Origin of the sequence: Acinetobacter sp. AS23, from assembly GCF_023612055.1 — a bacterium.
Lineage (GTDB): Bacteria > Pseudomonadota > Gammaproteobacteria > Pseudomonadales > Moraxellaceae > Acinetobacter > Acinetobacter oleivorans.
The window spans coordinates 295,316-314,223 of sequence record NZ_CP082274.1 but is presented as its reverse complement, the minus strand read 5'-3'; the positions used below and the strand labels follow the sequence as shown (position 1 = coordinate 314,223).

Below are 18,908 nucleotides of genomic sequence, written 5' to 3'. Positions count from 1 at the left end.
CAAAGAGCCGCTTAGTTGTTAAATAAGCGGCTCTAAGCAAAAGCTTAATTAATTATTGCTTCCCATCGTAAATTTGATCGAAGACAGCCCCATTTGCAAAGTGAGTTTTTTGAGCTTTAGCCCAGCCACCAAAAACATCATTAATTGTAAATAATTTAATTTTTGGGAATTGTGCTGCATATTTAGCAGCCACTTGCGCATTGCGTGGTCGGAAATAATGTTTAGCCGCCAACTCTTGCCCTAACGGTGAATATAAAAAGTTCAAATAGCCTTTTGCTAATGTTCGGTTGCCATCTTTATCTACGGTTTTATCTACAATTGCGACGGAAGGCTCTGCCAAAATTGAAATTGATGGGTAAACGATTTCATATTTATCTTTATCAGGTCCTTTAGTCGCCAATAAAGCTTCATTTTCCCATGATAATAAAACGTCACCAATTCCACGCTCAGCAAATGTTGTTAGCGAACCACGTGCTCCCGAATCAAGTACTTTTACATTGTGATAAAGTTTTTTAACTAACTCACGAGCTTTGGCATCATTTCCACCCGGTTGCTTTAAAGCATAACCCCATGCCGACAAATAGATCCAACGCGGTGCGCCCCCTGTTTTAGGATTAGGGGTGATAATTTCCACACCTGGTTTTGTTAAGTCATTCCAGTCACGTATATTTTTTGGATTACCTTTTCGTACTAGGAACACAACGGTGGACGTATAAGGTGCAGAATTGTTTGGAAATTCTTTTTGCCAATTTGGTTGGATAAAACCCGCTTTCACAATCTCATCAATATCATTCGCTAACGCTAACGTTACAACATCGGCTTCAAGCCCCGTAGCTACTGCCCGTGCTTGTTTACCAGACCCACCATGCGACTGTTTAAAATCAACATCCTGACCTGTACGCTGTTTCCAGAACTTCCCAAAAGCCTGATTATATTCTTGATAAAATTCTCGGGTCGGATCATAAGAAACATTTAAAAAAGAAGTAGCGGCCTGAGCTGCTGTTGCCATTCCCAAGTACACCGCTACAGCCATTATTGATATTTTTTTCATTTACAAAATCCATCATTGGTTTTAGTTTTACTATATTTTTAATTTTATAATTTACAATCAATTACTTATATTAATATATTTTTTATTAATCTCTTTAAGATATATAGCTTAAGAAGCCTAAATCATTTCATTTTTGAAATTTTTTGTAATTATTCTTACAACTTAATGAGGGCCTTCACTTTATCTACACATTAATTTGTTAAATAATGAAGCGTAAAGGATACACATGACCTACATTGGGGTCGACCAGATTAAAATATAGATAATTTTTGTAAAAAGTGTGACACAGTTCCACTTTTTTATTAAGATTTATGTTTAAATCGTAGCATTACCGTAATTTTACATTTCGTTAAACTCAAAAAATAGTTGAAATGTAATGAACTGAGGGGATGATTAATAATGAAAATTCATTATGGAAAAGCGTTAAGCTTAAGTTTGGTGCTGGGTTTAGCATCACAATTTTCTGCAGCAGCAGTACTTAAAGATACCCCAAATAAAACTGGGTCAGATAAGCAGACTTCGCTTATTGAAAAAGCTTTAGATCAACAGAAACGTAATCCTATTGTATTACCTTCTTCAGATGATGAGCTTAAGGTACTCAATACTATTCGCGTTACACCGACTCAAAATTTTCTTGCTGCACAACACGAACGTTTTTCACGTTTTGTTCAGGCAATCTTCCAGCCGCATGCTTCTTAAAATCTGAAACACCCCCTCTTCGTTTCAGTTTTAGCCCAGACTGACGTTAAATAAAACGTCAGAATACTGGGCTTTTTCGTTATAATAGTTTCAATTTTTATTTTGACCCATTACCTATGAAAGTTCGTACTCGTATTGCACCTTCTCCTACCGGTTTTCCTCATGTCGGCACTGCCTACATCGCTTTATTTAACATGTGTTTTGCGAAACAACATGGCGGAGAATTCATTTTAAGAATTGAAGATACAGACCAACTTCGCTCTACACCAGAATCTGAAAAAATGATTTTGGATTCATTGCGTTGGTTAGGTCTAAATTGGTCTGAAGGTCCAGATGTAGGTGGTCCTCATGCACCGTATCGCCAATCTGAACGTATGGGAATTTATAAGCAATACGCATTAGAACTTGTTGAAAAAGGTCATGCTTTTTATTGTTTCGCTACTGCTGAAGAACTAGACCAGATGCGTGCTGAACAACAAGCACGCGGTGAAACACCAAAATATGACGGTCGCGGGTTAAAACTTTCTCAAGAAGAAGTGACTCGTCGCTTGGAAGCGGGCGAACCCCATGTCATCCGTATGAAAGTACCTGAAGAAGGTATTTGTAAATTTAATGACTTATTACGCGGGGAAGTTGAAATTCCTTGGGCACAAGTCGACATGCAAGTTCTTCTTAAAAATGATGGGTTACCGACTTATCATTTAGCGAATGTGGTCGATGACCATTTAATGGAAATCACTCATGTATTACGTGGTGAAGAATGGCTTCCATCTGCACCGAAGCATCAGTTGCTTTACCAATATTTTGGTTGGGAAATGCCGACACTTTGTCACATGCCATTATTGCGTAACCCAGATAAATCAAAATTATCTAAACGTAAGAACCCGACATCAATTAACTACTACCGCGATATCGGCGTTTTACCAGAAGCCTTATTAAACTATTTAGGCCGTATGGGCTGGTCAATGCCAGATGAGCGTGAAGTATTTACGCTACAAGACATGATGGATAGCTTTGATATTCAACGTGTTTCACTAGGTGGACCAATTTTTGATGTTGAAAAACTGAATTGGTTAAATGGTCAATGGATCAAAGGCTTAACCCCTGGTCAATTATTAGACCGCTTATTAACATGGAAAAGTGATCGCAGCACTTTAGAAGATATTGCAGCTGCCATTCAACCGCGTATTAATTTACTTTCAGAAGCTGTGAATTGGGCTGGTTTCTATTTTAACCATATGCCACAAATTACTGCTGAAATGTTTGAAAGCAAAAAATTGACTCAAGAACAGGTTCGTCAAAGTCTGCAATTTGCAATTTGGCGTCTTGAAGGTCAGTTTACTTGGAATAACGACACTGTTAGCCAAACTCTAATGGATCTTGCGAATCAGATGGAGATTAAATTACGCGATTTCATGCCAGCGTTCTTTATCGCAATTGCAGGTTCAACTAGTTCAACACCTGTAATGCAGTCGATGGTGACCCTTGGACCTGATTTAACTTTCGCTCGTTTACGCCGCGCCTTAGAAGTTGTGGGTGGACCAAGCAAGAAAGAAGTTAAAAATTGGGAAAAACTCAATGAGAGCCTAAAATTGCCTAAAAATGAAGCAACTAGCGAAGCTTAATTCATTTTTTTGTTGACGTGTGAGCGCATCCACCCTAATATTGCGCTCACACAAACTGGGGTCATAGCTCAGTTGGTAGAGCGCTACAATGGCATTGTAGAGGTCAGCGGTTCGATCCCGCTTGACTCCACCACGCTCCTTTGTGTTTGCCTCATCAAGTCCCTATCGTCTAGAGGCCTAGGACATCGCCCTTTCACGGCGGTAACCGGGGTTCGAATCCCCGTAGGGACGCCATATTCTGCTTTAAAAATTATAAAAAGACTCTATCGTCACCTTACTGTTTATTCTTTATCTCTTTCTAGATTGCACATTTGTCTATTTTATCTAAAATAGCGTCTTTCTTAATTCTCTCAATGTGTAATATGCAGCCATCTGACAATCAACTAGATGCTCATCAGCATCAGAACAGTACTGCACCTTTAAAAAGAGCCATGAGTACTCGCCATCTTGTGATGTTATCACTAGGCGGAGCTATCGGAACTGGTCTCTTTTTAGGTTCAGGGGAAGTCATTTCACAAACTGGAGCTATTGGCGCAATTATTGCCTATATACTTGGTGGCGCGATCGCTTACATGGTCATGCTTTGCCTAGGAGAGCTTGCTGTACACATGCCTGTTTCAGGCTCTTTTGGTGCTTATGCCAAAAAATATATTAGTCCTAGTACTGGCTATATGATTTCCTGGATGTACTGGCTGACCTGGACTGCAACGCTTGGAACTGAGTTCACAGCTGCGGCATTACTCATGCAGGAATGGTTCCCACATATTTCAATGTGGATCTGGACAATTGTTTTTGCAATCACTATTTTTGGCTTAAATATTAGTTCAACTCGCATTTTTGCTGAGTCTGAGTTTTGGCTCGCTCTTGTTAAAGTCATTACCGTGATTGCTTTTATTGTGCTTGGCCTGCTAGCAATTTTTGGTTTAATTCCTTTTCATGGCAGCCAAACTGCACCGCTATTTAGTAACCTTACAGCGCAAGGCTGGTTCCCACATGGTTTAATTCCTATTTTCACCACCATGCTGATTGTTAACTTTGCTTTCTCAGGCACAGAATTAATTGGCGTAGCAGCAGGTGAAACCAAAGATCCAGCTCAGAATGTACCCAAAGCAATTAATGCCGCGATTTGGCGTCTTCTTATTTTCTTTGTAGGTACCATTATTGTTATTAGCGCCTTGCTTCCCTTCCAGCTTGCAGGTCTAGGCGGTGAAAGCGTAAGTAGCAGTCCATTTGTTACTGTATTTAATTATATTGGCATTCCATATGCGGATGATATTATTCGATTTGTAATTATTACAGCTCTGCTTTCAGCAGCAAACTCAGGACTTTATGCTGCTTCACGTATGATGTGGTCACTGTCAGAACAAAAATTATTACCTAGCGTATTCTCTAAACTTTCAAGAAGTGGGACGCCTATTGTTGCTCTAGTTGTAACAATGTTTGGAGCAATTCCTGGTTTGTTATCAGAGCAATTTGCACCAGAGACTATTTTTAAGAATCTACTCGGTGTAGCTGCTTTTACCATGGTTATTGTCTGGATGAGCATCTGTTTAAGTCAGTTCAATTTCCGCCGCCAATGGTACAAATCTGGCCATACTGTTAAAGACTTACAATATGCCGCTCCATTATTCCCTATCGTTCCAATTTTAGGTTTTATTTTCTGCTTTATTACTTGCTTAAGTATGGCTGCAGACCCTGAAATGCGTGCTGGTTTTGTGGGCTGTCTTATTTTTACAGCTTTATGTTATGTCAGCTATTTTATTTTTTACCGCAATAAAGCCTAATTCGCTTTGATTGAATTAAAGTGTAGCAAAAAGCTACACTTTTTTTTGCCTACATACTGGTTTTATATAACGTACCGTTGTAGATTAAAATTTATATTAAAAACAATTCCTTGTATAGAATGAAAATTATATTTATCCACGGGATGAATCAACAGAATTACACTGCTCATCGCTTGAAAGAGCATTGGCTAAAAGTATTTAAGCTTGGCCTAAAACAGATGCCTTGCAAAGTTAACGTGCGCGATCTTCATATTCATATGCCATTTTATGGCGACCTAATGACTAAATATCGATTAAGCAATCAATTAGACCTCAACACGTTATTACCTAAGTCATTTTTAAATAATTATTTACCCATTCATTTACATCCCCATAATCCTCCTGCTAAAGAGCACACCCCATTTGTTCCTTTATTGCTACCAGCAACTGACTCCGCTGAAAAAAGCTTTTCAGAACGAATCTATCTGACCTCTCAGCTCGTAAAAGACCGCGTACTCAAAGAGTTGGTTGTTCTGTTAAATAACTTCCCTAAATTACATGAGAGCTTGATACAACAGTTTCTGATTGAGACTTATATGTACTTATCTAATCCTGAATTTATGGAGGAAGTAAATGAACGGATTTTAAAGAAAATGCGAGAAGATGAAGATTATATTGTCGTTGCACATTCTCTCGGCTCGGTTATTGCTTTTAACCTTCTTTCAAACCCTGCATATCGGTTCTCAATTAAACGATTTATAACGTTAGCTTCTCCTTTATCTTTTCGCGTAATTCAAAGTAAGCTTCCGATTCCAATTGTTAGGCCATCATGTATTCACGGTGATTGGTTTAATTTTTACTCTCAAGACGATTTTCTAACTGCATTTCCACTATGTGAGGCGCCATTTAATTTTGATCCTCCAATTATTAATCAGAAAATTTATACCTTTGCCAACCAACCGCATGAGATTTTAGGTTATCTACAACATCCGTCTGTTATAAAGGCAATTATTGAGCCTTTTCAGAAAAATGAAGGATAAATGTATATATTTTCTACAATTAGAGTTATTTTTAATCGGTTGACTGTTTTTTTTAATATTTCTTCAGAAAACTATTTGACACTTTTATTAAATCGACCTAATATACGCCCACCTCTGAAACGTCCCTATCGTCTAGAGGCCTAGGACATCGCCCTTTCACGGCGGTAACCGGGGTTCGAATCCCCGTAGGGACGCCAATAATTTTTTCAGATGTATGCCTCACATATGTCCCTATCGTCTAGAGGCCTAGGACATCGCCCTTTCACGGCGGTAACCGGGGTTCGAATCCCCGTAGGGACGCCAAATTCTAAAAAGCCACTGCATAACGTCAGTGGCTTTTTTCTTGCCTAAAAAATAAAAAGCCAATCAATGATCAGCTTTTACTATGCTCTATGAGCTTGCAATTCCCACTTGTACTTCAAGGCGACCCGACTGTACACGTAGCCCTCTAATTTCAAATTGGTCTACCAATTGTTGGACCAACTCTCGACTTTCTCTCAAAATATTCAAACCAGGTAAAATACTAAAATCTGTCAGACTCAAAAGCTTTTCAACCATCCAAGATCGGTTATTAATAAAGTCAATAAATCCTGCCTGCTCTAGGTCAATAAACCACATACGGTGACCATCACGTTGGATACCCGGAATATCACCAATCAAATGATTAATAAGTGATGGAATGGGTAACATATTTACGACTTCAAAACCAACTCGACCAATACGGCGCACAGCCCAGTTTGACAGCGTTCCTCCATGACGAATCTGGACATCAAGACTTTCATCCATTTGACGTAGGCGCAAAAACTTTTCCTGCCCAATACGACATTCCAATACTTTAAAATCTAAACTTAAACGGTACATGAAACGATGATAATGCCCATCGATCTCGACTTGGAAACTATCATTGCCGCACTTAATTTTAATATCATCAATTTCAGAGCGATCAATGCGCTTACGGATTTGATTATTTAATAACATTTCAGGTAAGTACAACGTTAAGGTACTCTTACCCAAAAATGTACGCGCCATTATCAATGCGACTTGGCGTGCGGTTTCACTGGTTTCAGACACCATGTCTCTTACAGTGCCAGCTGCCAGATTTGTCATTCCAACAACTCCACGTCTGGTGTGGGTAGTCACTTGATCGAGCGCGTCTAAAGCCGCATCAGCAACTTCTGCAATATTACGTGTGGTGTCGCTGGCAAACCCAACTGCATCTTGGGCATGTTGCAATGTCTTATGCAGTAATCGACGAGATAATGACGGTTTTGCAGTATCTGGGATAGCTAAAACCGATGCTGTCGTTGTAGGCTGCGACTTATTGTCATCTTGTTGACCCAAGTCCCTCTCTCCTTTTTATATTTATTCCACGTCCTATTTACGAGTATTTAAGCTCATTTATAGTGCTAATCACACTTCATTTTTCTGTAGATTAGCATGCTCTACAATATTATTTTAATTTTTATGTGTACGGATAAATCATCAGTTTTTTATATTTCTTTGTTTATTCATAAGTAATTTTTTTGCTAACTCATAGCACTTCATCGATATCTTACAAATTTTTTTCTTTTCCGACATTTCCGTTAGAATAGATTCAAACTAAATGTGGAGTTCTCATGCAATATCGTTGCCCTCAATGTCAAAGTGTTAAAATTATGCCTGTAAGCCAAGGCATGAACAGCGTAAAACCAGCAGTTCCTAAAAGCCTCGCTATCTTAATTCCTGCACTTTTTATGCTTTTACTCTTGGTTGTGATTAGCATTTTTATGTGGATTTTTGGCAATGGTGCAGGTAGCACTCTTCAAATTGCAACAGTAGTTGTTTTTGTTGTGACTGTAGGAGCAGGTTTTATGTTTTGGCGTGATTTGCCGGACTTTAAACTGTCTATGCAAGCATTTATGCAGTCACAAAAACATTGGAAATGCCGTGACTGCAATCACGAATGGGAAATTTAAAAAAGTGTTCACATCAGCTTAATGCTGATGTGAATGTTCTTTATCATCATGCTCGTGTGAAGCATGTTGAGCAATATGCTGGCAATTGATCTCGGCATCGTCTTCAATTTGCAAGGTCACTTCGCCAATACCATGTTCATGAGAAAGCATTTCAACAGCATCTTGATAGAGCTTGGTACGATCCGCTTGAGGCGCAAATAAGTGCACCGTTAAATGGATATTTTTAGAAGTAATCGCCCACACTTTAAGTTGGTGAATACTCTCCACACCATTTAAAGAAAGCAGATCTGTACGTAACTTCTCAATATCCACTTCTTCTGGCACGCCTTCGAGCAAAATATTAATACTTTGTTTAAGTAAAACCCATGTTCTTGGTAATACCCAAAAGCCAATCAGTACCGCAATAATCGTATCGACCCAATACCAGTTGGTGAAGTAAATGATGAGTGCCCCAATAATAACGCCGACTGAGCCTAGCGCATCACTCAATACCTCTAGATAAGCACCTTTCACATTTAGACTGCTATTAGCACTCGACATGAGAATTTTCATTGAGATGAGATTAATCACCAAACCAATGGTCGCCACAATGAGCATTCCCATACTTTGAATTTCAGGTGGTTTAGAGAAGCGAATATAGGCCTCATATAAAATATAAATTGCCACCACAAAAAGCATGAGTGCATTAAATAAAGCAGCCAGAATTTCAAAACGCTGATAACCGAAAGTGCGTTTATTATCGGCAGGACGTTTGGAAATTTGAATAGCGACCAAAGCAATTGCCAAAGCAGCTGCATCTGTAAACATATGCGCAGCGTCAGAAAGCAATGCCAAACTTTGTGTGATTAAACCTGCAATGACCTCAACAATCAAAAACGTTGTCGTAAGCGCTAAAGCAATCGTTAATTTCTTAGCATTACCTTCAGTCACTACAGCATGACTATGATCATGACCATGATGTCCACCCATTTTGCGGACTCCTTTTTATTTATCTTTATGGTGAGTTAAAAGTAACGATGAAGACACCATTACCTTTAACTCTTTCAAACACTTTTTTGAATTGACTCTGTCATCAAAAAAGATATCTCAAATCGATGACATTATGAATGCTCAACACTTTTCGTCTTAACTTCATTCATCCATCGATAAATAACTGGTAATAAAACCAGCGTTAATATCGTAGATGAAATAATGCCACCGATTACTACAGTTGCCAAAGGTCGCTGTACTTCTGCACCAGTTCCAGTTGCCAAAGCCATTGGAATAAAGCCAAGAGACGCAACACAAGCCGTCATGAGTACAGGTCTTAAACGTAAGATTGCTCCATTCCATGTTGCAGTTTGAATATCAAATTTTTCTCTAAGCTCTTTAATAAAGCTCAGCATCACCAGACCATTCAAAACGGCGACACCTGATAAGGCAATAAACCCAACACCAGCCGACATGGACAGCGGAATATCTCTTAGCCAAAGGGCAATAAGACCACCTGACAAAGCAAACGGCACGCCGCTAAACACTAACAGGCTTTCTTTAATATTATGGAATACAGCCATGAGTAGAATGAAAATCATAGCAAGCGCCAATGGCACAACAATTTTCATTCGTGCAGCAGCTGAAGCTAGATTTTCAAACTGACCGCCATATTCCAACCAATACCCAGCTGGTAGTTGTTCTTTTGCGAGTGTTGTTCTTAACTCTTGAACAAATGATCCTAAGTCACGGCCTTCTACGTTTGCAGTAATAATGACACGGCGCTTACCATTTTCACGTCCCACCTGATTTAAACCTGAGGTACGTTCAACTTTAGCGACATCTTGAAGCTGGATGAGTCCACCATTTGGTAGCTGAATCGGAAGTTGAGCTAAGTTTTGGATGGTACGCTGCTGGTCTTCTAGGCGAATTTCAAAATCAAATCGTCTATCACCTTGTAAAATCTGCCCAACATTTTGTCCACCAACACTTGCGGCCACAATATCTTGAATAGCTTTTGCAGATAATCCGTATTGCGCAGCCAAAGGTCGGTTAATTTCAACACTCAGCACTGGTAAACCGCTAGTTTGTTCTACCTTAACCGCTGTAGCGCCTGAAATTTTTTGTACTTTCTGAGCGAGTGCTTGAGCCTGCTCATTGAGTACTTGCATATCATCACCAAAAATCTTGACACCAATATCACTCCGGATCCCTGAAATTAGCTCATTAAAGCGCAGCTCGATCGGTTGAGAGAACTCACTGTTATTACCCGGTAATGTCGCTAAAAAAGCTTCCATACGTGAACGCAGCTCAGCTAGCGTCTCTTTAGAGTTTGGCCATTGATCATGCGGTTTAAGTAAAATAACTGCATCAGAGATATTAGGCGGCATCACATCCGTTGCAACCTCAGCCGTTCCTGTTCGAGCAAAAACAGCTTTTACCTCGGGAAAGTTTTTCAAAATGAGTTTTTCAGTATTTTCCTGCATTCGCAGTGATTGTTCGAGTCCAGTACTCGGTGAACGCATTTGCTGCAAGGCAAAATCACCTTCGCTGAGTTGCGGTGCAAATTCACTACCCATTTGGGTAGCTAACACGCCTGTAAGCACTAAAATACTTAATGCAAAACTAACAACCACAATCTTAAGTTGATAAGCCTGATCAAGAATATCTCGGTATTTCTGCTTTAAAAGTAACATCCAACGTGTTTCTTTTTCTTTCACTTCACCCGTAACAAAAAGAGCAACTGCCGCAGGTACAAATGTCACAGAAAGAATCATGGCACCTAATAATGCCATTACCACAGTCATAGCCATTGGATGAAACATTTTGGCTTCAACGCCAGATAAAGCAAAAATAGGTAAATAGACCACCAAAATAATCATTTGCCCAAAAATAAGTGGTCGACGGGCCTGCTTTGCTGCAAGGAATACTTCTTTAAATCGCTCAGCCCGTGTAAGAGGCCTATGTAAAGCATGTTGTGCTTCTGCTAGACGTCGAATACAGTTTTCTACTATAACAACTGCACCATCTACAATAATCCCGAAATCAAGCGCTCCTAAGCTCATGAGGTTGGCACTAATGTTTTGTTCAGCCATACCTGTCAGGGTAAATAACATCGAGAGTGGAATAACGCAGGCTGTGATTAAAGCAGCTCGAAAATTTCCTAGGAAAATAAACAAAATCACAATAACCAGAATTGCACCTTCAACAAGGTTCTTCTGTACGGTTGCAATTGCTTTGTTTACTAAACTCGTTCGGTCATAAACCGTTTCGATTTCTACACCTTTAGGTAATGTAGGCTGAATTTCCTTAATTTTGGTATCAACCGCCTGAGCAACAGTACGGCTATTTTCTCCCATCATCATCATGGCAATGCCAAGAACCGTTTCCTCACCGTTGTAAGTTGCAGCTCCTGTTCTTAAATCATGCCCAATAGAGACATTCGCCACATCGGCTACGCGAATTGGTAAACCATTTTTGGTACTTACAGTAATATTTTGAATATCTCCAACACTACTTAGCATACCGGGCACACGAACGGTGAGTTGCTCTCCGTTTTCTTCAATAAAACCCGCACCGCGATTTTCATTATTTTCTTGCAGAGCAGTTTGAAATTCATTGATTGAAATCTGAAGCTGCTGCAAACGTTTTAAATCAGGCGACACAATATAAGTTTTATTGTAGCCACCAATACTGTTAATTTCGGCTACGCCTTTCACACGCTGCAATTGAGGACGTACAATCCAGTCCTGAATTTCACGTAAATCCATGGCTGTATAGGCCGTGCCATCTGCTTTTTTAGCACCAGATTTTGCTTTTACGACCCATTGGTAAATTTCACCTAAACCTGTAGAAACAGGAGACATGACTGGATCGACTGATTCAGGCAGTTGCCCATCCGCCTCTTGTAAACGCTGGTTAATCAGTTGTCTTGCCCAATAAATATCGGTTCCATCTTTAAAAATGATGGTGACTTGGGAAAGCCCATAACGTGAAATAGAGCGGGTTTGTTCCAGATTTGGAATTCCAGCCATCGCATTTTCAATCGGATAGGTAATCCGCTGTTCAACCTCTAACGCGGTATAACCATTGGCTTGAGTATTAATCTGGACCTGCGTATTAGTAATATCTGGAACTGCATCAATAGGAAGCTTTTGATAACTCCAGATCCCAACTCCAATCCAAGTCAGTACAAATAGCATGACCCAAATGGCATTTTGAATAGCAAACTGAATAACTCTATCAAACAACCCTTCTGGTTTGGGTAGCTCAGGTTTATTAATGTCCATGCTCCGCCTCACCCTTTTCCAGTTCGGATTTCAGCAAGAAGCTACCTTCTGCCACATAGCGCTGGCTTGGATTAATACCTTTTACAATTTCGACCCACTGACCATCTTTAGAACGTTGCCCCAACTGCACAGTGACAGGTTCAAACTCAAAGCCTGTTTTCACCATTTTTGGGGTAAAGATAACGTCTTTACCTTCGACTTGTTGAATCGCCTGAGCTTTTACACGGGTCACTTTTTGCGTTGTGCCTGAAGAATTCAGCTCAACATTAACCATTAAGTTTGGACGCAACTCACTACTATTTGCCAAGACCTTGGCACGTACTTGTAAACGCCCCGTTTGAGCATCAGCTTCAGTTGTTAAACTCTGAACTTGAGCCTTAAATGCATTCCCAGTTTGTAAAGATTTAAATTCAATCTGCTGATTTGGCTGTAAATTCAGATTTGCGGTGCTTGGTAAAATAAACTCCAGCCACAACTGATCAAGCTGATTAATAATAAAAAGTTGGTCTGCTAGCTGTACGTTTTCACCCACCACAATATCTTTATTACTCACCATCCCAGCAATTGGCGCCGTTAAGGTATAGCGTCCTCCTGAGCCCGAACCCGCCCCGAAAGCACTTAAGCGCGAACGAGCTGCTTTCACTTGAATTTGGGCCTGTTGGTAAGCGTTATAAGCTCGTTGATAATCTTGTTTGGCAGAAATTCCTTGAGACCATAAGCTACGCTCACGTTCATAGTCCTGACGCGCTAAATCAAGATTAGACTGGGCAATTTGCAAATTGGCTTGTTGATCGACTAAATCTGGAACCAATAAACTTGCAAGAGCCTGACCTTTTTTAACCTGTTGCCCCAATTCAACATATACCGCTTCGACACGACCACTAAAACTTGGTGAGACATGGGCTTGTCGGTCTGTATTCACAACCAGTTTGGCTGGATAAGTTTGAAGTTGAGGAACTTCACCTAGTTCAGCTTGTTCAATTTTTAAATTTTGTTCCTGCATTTGCTGAGCAGTGAGTAGCAGTGGTTTTTCACCTTCTTCATGGTGTTCTTCACCCTCTTCTTCAGCATGCCCGTGACCTTCCGATGCTTCAGAAGAATTAGATTTATTTTTTAAATTTAAAACCAGTAAACCAATTAATAGTGCAGTGATTGCAGCAATCACCCCGACCCAGAGCCATTGAGAATTTTTCTTTAAATTTGTCGACATTATTATTCTCCTGTCTGAGTTGGGAATGTTTGACTTTGTTGCCAAGCACGTTGATTGAGTTGCATTAAGGCATCTTTCGCCATGATTTGTTCTGGTTCTAACCCAAGACGTAAACTTTGAATTTCAATTGAATTTTGCCAAGCTTGTTTTAATAGCTCGACTTTACGTAAGCGCACGTCTTGCAATTGCATGGAGGCTTGCTGAACATCAGTAACGGCGAACTTACCCAAACGGAAACCTTGCAATGTTTTTTGCTGAACTTGAATAGCAAGAGGAACTTGCTGATCATTCAGTTGTTTAAACTGGATGCGTAAACCTTTTAACTCTGATATTAGGGTTTCAATATCAACCTGATTTTGCTGTCGATAAAAGCTTTGCTGACGTTGAGATAGCTCTTGTTTGGCCTGAGCAATCTTGATTCCGTATTGCTGGCGATTAAAAAGATTTAAAGGAATTTCTACACCTAAACGAATTTGGTTATCTGTACTCTGTTCTGGAGAACGAGTGTTATTAACACCCAAAGTTACAGTAGGTTGTGGTCTTGCTTTTGCTTTAAGCTGTTGAATATTCGCTTGCTGCGCAAGAGCATCTAGCTGGAAAGAACGCTCTAATAAATTATTTTGCGCATCTTGGCTTGGTTCTAGATTCGCTGCCAATGCCCATAACTGATTTGGACTTTGGAATAGCTGAAACTGACTTGAACCACCTCCCCATAAGTTCACTAATTGTTGTTTCGCAACTTGAAGTTTTAAATCGACTTGTTGATATAAACGCTGATTTTCCAAGTGAGACATCCGCACTCGGTCTACATCAACTTGCGCAATACTTCCTGCTTGATAACGCTTTTCCGATGCCAACAAATTTTCTTGGCTGACTTCTAGCTGCTCTGCAATAAGAGACTTTTCAAGCTCAAGCAAAGCCACTTGTGACCAGAAATATTTAACGATTAATCCAAGCTCAGCTTGATAACGCTGCTCAGCCAAATCAATTTTTGATATTTCCACTTTTGCCAAGTTTTGCGTAGCCTTGCGCTGCCCGAAAATGTCTAAAGGCTGAGAAATACCTATCGCGAGTTCTTTTTCTTGATCACTTTGGAAGCCAGTTTGTTCAATGGAAAGACTTGCGTTGGCCCATAAACGACTTTGCTTTAAATTGGCCTCAGCCATTTGCTGTTGCGCTTGCCAAACACCTTGCTGACTTTGATATTTTTGTACCTGCTCTAAGGCTTGGTCAAAAGTAAAGGCTGCTTTTTGAATATAACGTTCTTGTTGAATCTCAGACTGAGCCATCGCTACTTGTCCAACCAATAGCATGGCAACAGATAGGCTTGAGATTGTTAAAACCTTTTTTAACGTTATCTTAACGTTACTCTCTAAGTGAGAAGTAGAACTCACTCGAGTTGAAAAAATAGAAGACATGTTTTTTGCCCCGCAATAAATAAGAGATGCGGTGGGCTTGTTTTGGCTACCCCACCTATAGCGGGGTAAAAACAGGAGGAGGTTTTAAAGCAGTAAGATGGGGTGACTGGTAAGAATTAGACCAGTGATAAATTTGTGAGAGTTCCTGCACATGCACAACAGGTGCTTCAGCTTGCTTTGCAACTTCAGTCATCACCACATGAAAACATGAAGGCAAATGATCATGATGATCTTGCAAACTTAAAGGCGCTTTATGAGATGCGTTTCCGGCATCTTTCTGTTCAGTATGAGCTTGATGTGAAGGTTGATATACATCTAAAGCTGCGTGATGCCCGAAATGATGCAATGCTTTTTCCTGATTTTCATGCGCACAAAATGCAGCTGCTACATTCCATAAACTCTGGAATATAAGCAAACTAAACAAGATGGACATAAAAATTGCGGAACGTGGCAAAAGCACACCATGAAACTAAAAAGTTGAACAAAGGCACTATAACAGGCTCTAGGCATGTAATAAAATTACAAAACCTCGATTCATAAATCTCCGTTTTTTAATTTAGAACTTATCTCACTCTATACGAGACAAAAATAATTTCTTTTGAGTAACCTTTATGTACAAGCTTTTTTCTATATCTATATTAACAATTTGTCTGGGCTTAACGGGCTGCGCGACCAATATGTTGTCCACCGCTTTACCAAATGAAACAACTGAAATTAAAACAACCGTTTTAAAAACCGATCAAATTATTGCATTAGGCCAAGCAGTTAAAAATGAGCAAGAACAAGGCCTTGTGTTTATTGGTCAAGATTATAATTATTGGATGACAGAAGGGAGTTCTAAATTTCTTAATATTATTAAAAATATTCCAGCAGAACAGAGAACTTTGAATATTTCATCACCTCTTGTCCTTGAAATGGATGATCCCACCCATTTTCACGGAGAACTTCAATTTCAATATAAAACTCCTCTATCAGTACTTTCTGATCAACAAAAAGAAAATTTAAAAAACTTGGGATTTAAAAATCATTTTGTCGTGATGGAAAATCAAAAAGAAGTTTTATATCCGTACGCCTTTCTTCCTTTTAAAGGACAAATTTATAAAGCTCCAAGCACACAAAAAATTCAACAAGCCATGCCTACTCCCTACTCAGTCGCTTTACAGCAAAAAGATGAGATAACCAAGAAACACCCATTTAAACGTGCAACACGTATGGCGTTATACCCTTTAGCAATGACCTTTGATGTGATTACGGTAGCTCCATCATTAATATGGTCAGATTTACATGGTGACTTTAATAAGTAAGATCTTTCACTCTTAAAACAAAAAACCAGCCCTAAGGCTGGTTTTTAAAATTAACTGGCAATATGTCACAAAAATAGCTTGTGTACTTGAACTAGATGTTTATTGCTGTTTTTGTAAATCAGAAGAAAAACGAATCACAACATCATCAACAACTTTATTAAATGCTTCATTAATCGACATTGGTTGCACATTTTCAATAGGCGCTTTTTTGTTTCCTACTGTTGTTAAAATCATATGTGGGTAACGCTCAGATACTTCTTTACCTTGAGCATCAATATAATTAAATTTAAACTCATATTTATCAGCAATCGCATTACCAACAGCACCAAAAGTCAAACCCGTTAGAACGCCTTTGCCCGCAGCCTCACCTAAATCAGCCACATTATTCGCGGTTAAATGTAATTTTGCTTGCTTCTCGCCATTCGCTTGGGCTGTTGGAGAAAATACGCCTGTTGCTCTTAGACTACGCTCAACTGCTGATTGCAGTTCTTTACCAGCTTTTGGAACAACGGCTCCATTTCGCTGAAATTCAGTAGTTAAAACCACTGGAATAGGTTGAGCTGGTTTTTTAATATCTGAATAGGAAAGAGACTTATAAGCAGGATCAACATAAGATTTTACTGAAAGACATCCAGTAAGTTGTGTAGCAACAGCTACCCCTAAAGCAATAGTATAAAGTTTGAATTTTTTCATGATTTTCCAGAAAGGTTTATTTACCTTTTAATAAATTAAGCCGCAATATTAATCTTAATAAATCAAAAATATAAGTATAAATTCAATCACTTTATGGAATTTTAATTTTTTATTTCTTAAGGTTTTGATAGAAAATAAAAAAAACCAGCCCTTAGGCTGGTTTTTTCAATTAGCAGAAATTAACCGCTAATTTTTTTGTATTTCGTACGTTTTTGAACAGCGTCGTCACCTAAACGTGACTGACGATATGCTTCGTATTCTGCATAGTTACCTGCGTAGAATTCTGGCTGTTCATTTTCAAATGACAAGATATGTGTCGCAATACGGTCAAGGAACCAACGGTCATGCGATACCACCATTACCGTACCTGGGAATACAAGAATTGCATCCTCAAGCGCACGTAAAGTTTCAATATCCAAATCGTTCGATGGCTCATCCAGCAAGATCACGTTTGCACCCATCTGCAAGATCTTCGCAAGTTGTAAACGGTTACGTTCACCACCAGACAATTCACCTACACGTTTTTGCTGATCTTGACCTTTAAAGTTAAAACGGCCAATGTAAGCACGTGACGCGATTTCGTAATCACCAATTTTTAAGATATCTAAACCGCCAGAAACTTCTTCCCAAACAGTTTTATTATTATCTAGAGTGTCACGAATCTGACCAACATAAGCCACTTTAACTGACTCACCTAAGGTCACAGTACCTGTATCAGGTTGCTGTTCACCAGTCATCATACGGAATAAAGTAGTTTTACCCGCACCGTTTGGACCAACGATACCAACAATCGCTGTTGGAGGTACGGTAAATGTTAAGTTTTCGTACAACAAGCGGCCATCGAATGATTTACTGATACCTTCAACTTCCACAACTTTGTTACCCAAACGCGGGCCAGGTGGAATATAGATTTCAGACGTTTCATTACGTTGTTGGAATTCTTTAGAGTTAAGCTCTTCAAAACGTTCCATACGTGCTTTGTTTTTCTTTTGCTGACCTTTCGCATTTGAACGAACCCATTCAAGTTCTTTTTTCAATGCTTTAGCAAAAGATTCTTCTTGTTTCTGCTCTTGTTCTAAACGCGCATTCTTTTGTTCTAACCAAGAAGAATAGTTTCCTTGATAAGGAATACCCATACCACGGTCAAGTTCAAGAATCCACTCAGCCACGTTATCCAAGAAATAACGGTCATGCGTAATCGCAACGATAGTGCCTGGGAAATCTTTCAAGAAACGTTCTAACCAAGTTACAGATTCTGCATCTAAATGGTTAGTCGGTTCGTCCAGAAGTAACATATCTGGTTTCGAAAGCAATAAACGGCAAAGTGCAACACGACGACGCTCACCACCAGAAAGTAATGTTACGTCTGCATCCCAAGCTGGAAGATTCAATGCATCCGCAGCAATTTCAAGCTGGTTATTTAGGTTGTGCGCATCCCAAGCATGGATAATTGATTCTAATTTTTCCTGCTCTTTTGCAAGTGCATCAAAATCTGCATCTGGGTCTGCATATTCTGCAAAAACCTGATCAAGACGTTCTAATGCATCTAAAGCTTCACGCACGCCATCTTCAACGTTACCACGAACGTCTTTTGTCGGATCTAGCGGTGGTTCTTGCTCTAAATAGCCGATTTTAATTCCAGGTTGTGCACGAGCTTCACCAGAGAAATCTTTATCTACGCCAGCCATAATACGAAGCAGGGTAGATTTACCTGCACCGTTCAAACCGAGTACACCAATTTTGGCACCCGGGAAAAATGATAAAGAGATGTCTTTTAAGATTTCGCGCTTTGGCGGAACCATTTTAGACACTCGGTTCATCGTATAAATATATTGGGCCACGCAGGACTCCTCAATTGAAAAACCAATACATCGCATAAGCGATAAATAAT

At 39.5% G+C, this 18,908-nt stretch carries 15 protein-coding genes and 4 tRNA genes; 10 read left to right on the top strand and 9 right to left on the bottom strand.

The genetic code is table 11. The annotated features are described in order from the left end of the window. Window positions 1–52: 52 nt before the first annotated feature. Window positions 53–1,051 (bottom strand): sulfate ABC transporter substrate-binding protein, encoded by a 999-nt coding sequence (locus K6I41_RS01470; RefSeq protein WP_250375080.1) that lies wholly within the window; start codon window positions 1,049–1,051, stop codon window positions 53–55. Window positions 1,052–1,450: 399 nt separating this feature from the next. Here K6I41_RS01470 and K6I41_RS01465 point away from each other — a divergent pair, with 399 nt between their 5' ends. The 8 genes from K6I41_RS01465 (at window position 1,451) to K6I41_RS01430 (ending at window position 6,481) form a co-directional block, all read left to right on the top strand. Beyond that, window positions 1,451–1,750, top strand: coding sequence for a hypothetical protein (locus K6I41_RS01465; protein ID WP_005300933.1), 300 nt, complete (start codon window positions 1,451–1,453; stop codon window positions 1,748–1,750). Window positions 1,751–1,866: 116 nt separating this feature from the next. Further along, window positions 1,867–3,375: a glutamate--tRNA ligase gene (gene gltX / locus K6I41_RS01460; RefSeq protein ID WP_004789843.1), complete on the top strand. Its 1,509-nt coding sequence runs from the start codon at window positions 1,867–1,869 to the stop codon at window positions 3,373–3,375. A 57-nt stretch (window positions 3,376–3,432) separates the two neighbouring features. Then, window positions 3,433–3,508: transfer RNA gene (locus K6I41_RS01455), tRNA-Ala, on the top strand. A gap of 25 nt (window positions 3,509–3,533) precedes the next feature. Then, window positions 3,534–3,609: transfer RNA gene (locus tag K6I41_RS01450), tRNA-Glu, on the top strand. 128 nt (window positions 3,610–3,737) lie between these two features. Further along, window positions 3,738–5,159, top strand: a complete 1,422-nt coding sequence (locus K6I41_RS01445; protein WP_005300929.1) for an amino acid permease — start codon at window positions 3,738–3,740, stop codon at window positions 5,157–5,159. Window positions 5,160–5,278: 119 nt separating this feature from the next. Beyond that, complete coding sequence (locus K6I41_RS01440) at window positions 5,279–6,178, top strand: hypothetical protein (RefSeq protein WP_199986871.1); 900 nt, start codon at window positions 5,279–5,281, stop codon at window positions 6,176–6,178. Between the two features lie 121 nt (window positions 6,179–6,299). Further along, window positions 6,300–6,375, top strand: a tRNA-Glu gene (locus K6I41_RS01435). Between the two features lie 30 nt (window positions 6,376–6,405). Further along, a tRNA-Glu gene (locus K6I41_RS01430) sits at window positions 6,406–6,481 on the top strand. 87 nt (window positions 6,482–6,568) lie between these two features. Here K6I41_RS01430 and K6I41_RS01425 read toward each other — a convergent pair. After that, on the bottom strand, window positions 6,569–7,519 hold the full coding sequence (locus K6I41_RS01425) for a hypothetical protein (RefSeq protein WP_250375079.1): 951 nt from the start codon (window positions 7,517–7,519) through the stop codon (window positions 6,569–6,571). Between the two features lie 275 nt (window positions 7,520–7,794). On the opposite strand from K6I41_RS01425, the gene K6I41_RS01420 reads away from it, so the two are divergent. Then, on the top strand, window positions 7,795–8,133 hold the full coding sequence (locus tag K6I41_RS01420; protein ID WP_005300922.1) for a membrane protein: 339 nt from the start codon (window positions 7,795–7,797) through the stop codon (window positions 8,131–8,133). An 18-nt stretch (window positions 8,134–8,151) separates the two neighbouring features. On the opposite strand, the gene K6I41_RS01415 is transcribed toward K6I41_RS01420, so the two are convergent. The 5 genes from K6I41_RS01415 to K6I41_RS01395 all read right to left on the bottom strand — a co-directional run bounded on the left by K6I41_RS01415 (window position 8,152) and on the right by K6I41_RS01395 (window position 15,474). Further along, entirely contained in the window at window positions 8,152–9,102 is a 951-nt protein-coding gene (locus K6I41_RS01415) for a cation diffusion facilitator family transporter (protein ID WP_151822080.1), read from the bottom strand. A 131-nt stretch (window positions 9,103–9,233) separates the two neighbouring features. Further along, window positions 9,234–12,392, bottom strand: a complete 3,159-nt coding sequence (locus K6I41_RS01410; RefSeq protein WP_250375078.1) for an efflux RND transporter permease subunit — start codon at window positions 12,390–12,392, stop codon at window positions 9,234–9,236. Then, complete coding sequence (locus K6I41_RS01405) at window positions 12,382–13,602, bottom strand: efflux RND transporter periplasmic adaptor subunit (protein ID WP_250375077.1); 1,221 nt, start codon at window positions 13,600–13,602, stop codon at window positions 12,382–12,384. The genes K6I41_RS01410 and K6I41_RS01405 overlap by 11 nt, the downstream gene beginning before the upstream one ends. Window positions 13,603–13,604: 2 nt before the next feature. Next, complete coding sequence (locus tag K6I41_RS01400) at window positions 13,605–15,020, bottom strand: TolC family protein (protein ID WP_250375076.1); 1,416 nt, start codon at window positions 15,018–15,020, stop codon at window positions 13,605–13,607. Window positions 15,021–15,075: 55 nt separating this feature from the next. Next, a complete protein-coding gene (locus K6I41_RS01395) occupies window positions 15,076–15,474 on the bottom strand; it encodes a cation efflux protein, CzcI-like (protein WP_216070925.1) in 399 nt (132 codons plus the stop codon). 157 nt (window positions 15,475–15,631) lie between these two features. Between K6I41_RS01395 and K6I41_RS01390 the strand changes: the two genes are divergently transcribed. Continuing rightward, entirely contained in the window at window positions 15,632–16,324 is a 693-nt protein-coding gene (locus K6I41_RS01390; protein WP_250375075.1) for a YidX family protein, read from the top strand. 99 nt (window positions 16,325–16,423) lie between these two features. Here the strand turns inward: K6I41_RS01390 and K6I41_RS01385 are convergent, their stop codons facing one another. Next, complete coding sequence (locus K6I41_RS01385; protein WP_111855097.1) at window positions 16,424–17,017, bottom strand: hypothetical protein; 594 nt, start codon at window positions 17,015–17,017, stop codon at window positions 16,424–16,426. A gap of 179 nt (window positions 17,018–17,196) precedes the next feature. Then, window positions 17,197–18,858, bottom strand: coding sequence for an energy-dependent translational throttle protein EttA (gene ettA, locus K6I41_RS01380; protein WP_005300902.1), 1,662 nt, complete (start codon window positions 18,856–18,858; stop codon window positions 17,197–17,199). Window positions 18,859–18,908: the final 50 nt, after the last annotated feature.

Excerpts from the sequence above, each read along its gene's own strand:
- K6I41_RS01470 (WP_250375080.1), bottom strand. The coding sequence starts at position 1,051 with ATGAAAAAAATATCAATAATGGCTGTAGCGGTGTACTTGGGAATGGCA.
- K6I41_RS01465 (WP_005300933.1), top strand. The coding sequence starts at position 1,451 with ATGAAAATTCATTATGGAAAAGCGTTAAGCTTAAGTTTGGTGCTGGGT.
- gltX (WP_004789843.1), top strand. The coding sequence starts at position 1,867 with ATGAAAGTTCGTACTCGTATTGCACCTTCTCCTACCGGTTTTCCTCAT.
- K6I41_RS01445 (WP_005300929.1), top strand. The coding sequence starts at position 3,738 with ATGCAGCCATCTGACAATCAACTAGATGCTCATCAGCATCAGAACAGT.
- K6I41_RS01440 (WP_199986871.1), top strand. The coding sequence starts at position 5,279 with ATGAAAATTATATTTATCCACGGGATGAATCAACAGAATTACACTGCT.
- K6I41_RS01420 (WP_005300922.1), top strand. The coding sequence starts at position 7,795 with ATGCAATATCGTTGCCCTCAATGTCAAAGTGTTAAAATTATGCCTGTA.
- K6I41_RS01415 (WP_151822080.1), bottom strand. The coding sequence starts at position 9,102 with ATGGGTGGACATCATGGTCATGATCATAGTCATGCTGTAGTGACTGAA.
- K6I41_RS01410 (WP_250375078.1), bottom strand. The coding sequence starts at position 12,392 with ATGGACATTAATAAACCTGAGCTACCCAAACCAGAAGGGTTGTTTGAT.
- K6I41_RS01405 (WP_250375077.1), bottom strand. The coding sequence starts at position 13,602 with ATGTCGACAAATTTAAAGAAAAATTCTCAATGGCTCTGGGTCGGGGTG.
- K6I41_RS01400 (WP_250375076.1), bottom strand. The coding sequence starts at position 15,020 with ATGTCTTCTATTTTTTCAACTCGAGTGAGTTCTACTTCTCACTTAGAG.
- K6I41_RS01390 (WP_250375075.1), top strand. The coding sequence starts at position 15,632 with ATGTACAAGCTTTTTTCTATATCTATATTAACAATTTGTCTGGGCTTA.
- K6I41_RS01385 (WP_111855097.1), bottom strand. The coding sequence starts at position 17,017 with ATGAAAAAATTCAAACTTTATACTATTGCTTTAGGGGTAGCTGTTGCT.